The 2,368-nt window shown below is 71.5% G+C and carries 1 protein-coding gene; it reads left to right on the top strand.

The genetic code is table 11. The features are described from left to right. Positions 1-2,368, top strand: a 2,368-nt coding sequence (locus tag KGA66_RS28640) for a SpnB-like Rossmann fold domain-containing protein (RefSeq protein ID WP_211472674.1), incomplete at both ends; no start/stop codon positions are given.

Genomic DNA, 2,368 nt, shown 5'->3' with positions numbered 1-2,368 from the left:
GCGCACGTTGCGTTCTGAGGGTGTCTCGCGGTTCCTGGAGTTGGGTCCGGATGGTGTGCTGACCGGGTTGGCGCGGCAGTGTGTGGATGAGGATGCTGCGGTGTTCGCGGCGGCGTTGCGTGCGAAGCGGGATGAGGGGGAGGCGTTCGCGGGGTTCTTGGCGCAGGCGCATGTGGCTGGGGTTGAGGTGGACTGGCCGGCGTTCTATGCGGGTACGGGTGCGCGGCGGGTGGACCTGCCTACGTACGCGTTCCAGCGGGACCGGTTCTGGGTGTCGCCGACCGCCGGTATCGGCGATCCGGCCGCCGCCGGACTGGGCCGGATCGATCACCCGCTGCTGGCCGGCGCCGTGCAGGTCGGTGATCGTGACGAGTGGCTGCTGACCGGGCGCATGTCGAGCGAGAGCGCTCCGTGGGTGTCCGACCATGTGGTGTTGGGCACGGTGATCGTGCCGGGTACCGCGCTGGTCGAGTTGGCCGTCGCCGCGGGCCGGCACGCGGGCAGCCCGGTGATCGAAGAACTGGTCCTGGAAACGCCGCTGATCCTCACCGACAACGCGGCCGTGCGGCTCCAGGTCATGGTCGGCGCATCAGACGAGGACGGCTGCCGTGAGGTGGCGATCTACTCGCAGCCCGAGGCCGCGGGTCCGGGCGATGAGCGGGAGATGACCTGCCACGCCCGCGGCACGATGACCAATGGCACGCCATCGATTGCGGACTGGCCCGCCCAATGGCCGCCCGCCGACACCGAGCCGATCCCGGTGGACGCGATCTACACCCGCACCGCCGAGATCGGGTTCGACTACGGCCCGGCCTTCCAGAGCGTGCGTGCCGCATGGCGCGACGACGAACACGTCTACGCCGAGGTCGCGCTGCCCGACGAATACGCAGACGGCGCCAAGGGCTACGGCATCCACCCCGCACTGTTCGACGCCTCGCTGCACAGCGGCGTCGGCTGGCTCGACCGTGGCGACAGCAAGGCGGACGTGCCGTTCTCCTGGTCAGGCGTCGCCATCGGCGCCGTCGGCCTCGCGCGGGTACTGGTACGGATCACCTCCGGCGGCGAGCAGGCGCTGCGCCTGGACATCGTCAGCGAGGACGGCCAGCCGGTAGCGACCGTGCGCACGCTGGCGTTCCGCCCGGTGCAGCAGAGCCAGCTGGAAAACGCGACCCAGCGCGGCAAACAAGACTCGCTGTACCAGCTGGACTGGGTCACTGTCGCGGAGGCCGGACAGCGATCGTCGGGAAGCGCCCGGCTTGCCGTGCTGGGCGACGTCGGCGAGATGGCTGCAGGCGAGCGGTTCGCCGACTTGGCCGCGCTCGACCGGGCGCTGGCCGGCGGCGGCGCAGTGCCTGACGCGGTGCTGGTCGCCATCGGCGCGCAGCCTGGCGCGCACCGGGCGGAGGCCGCGCGGGAGACCACCGAGCACACCCTGGCCTTGTTGCGCGAATATCTGGCCGGCGAGCGGCTGAGCGACACGCGCCTGATCGTGGTGACCCGCAACGCCATCGCGGTCGACGACGAGTCACCCGACCTGGCGCTCGCGCCGGTGTGGGGTCTGGTGCGCAGCGCCCAGTCCGAGCACCCCGGCCGGTTCCTGCTGGTGGATCTGGACGCCGACGCCACCCCGGACTGGTCGGCTCTGCTGAGCCTTGGTGAGCCGCAACTGGCGCTGCGCGATGGCGAGGTACGCGCGCCCCGGCTGGCCCGTGCGCCAGCGGCGCTGCGCGGTGCCTGGCAGCTGGCGGCGGAACGGAAAGGCTCGCTGGAGGGCCTGGCGATCGTGCCGTGCGACGGCGACCGGCCGCTCGCCGGGAACGAGGTGCGCGTCGGGATTAGGGCCGCCGGCCTGAACTTCCGCGACGTGTTGATCGCGCTGGGCATGTACCCGGGCGACGCGCCGCTGGGCAGCGAAGCGGCCGGCGTGATCCTGGAAGTCGGGGCCGAGGTCACCGACCTGGCGCCCGGTGACCGGGTCATGGGCTTGATGCGCAACAGCTTCGGTCCGGTCGCAGTCGCCTACCGCGCCATGGTGGTGCCGATGCCGGCGGGTTGGTCGTTCGCGCAGGCGGCATCGGTGCCGTTGGTGTACATGACTGCGTACTACGGCCTGTCCGACCTGGCGGGCGTCAAGCGCGGCGAGCGGCTGCTGGTGCACGCCGCCGCCGGTGGCGTCGGCATGGCCGCAGTGCAGATCGCCGAGCACCTTGGCGTCGAGGTGTTCGCCACCGCCAGTCCGGGCAAGTGGGACGCGGTGCGCGGTCTGGGTGTGGCGGCCGAGCGGATTGCTTCGTCGCGTGATCTGGGTTTCCGGGAGGCGTTCCTGGCCGCGACGGGTGGCGAGGGTGTGGATGTGGTGCTCAACGCG

This window comes from Actinocrinis puniceicyclus (genome assembly GCF_018283645.1).
GTDB lineage: Bacteria > Actinomycetota > Actinomycetes > Streptomycetales > Catenulisporaceae > Actinocrinis > Actinocrinis puniceicyclus.
Note: the sequence above shows the minus strand (reverse complement) of the source record. Positions and strands in the feature narration are given on the sequence as shown.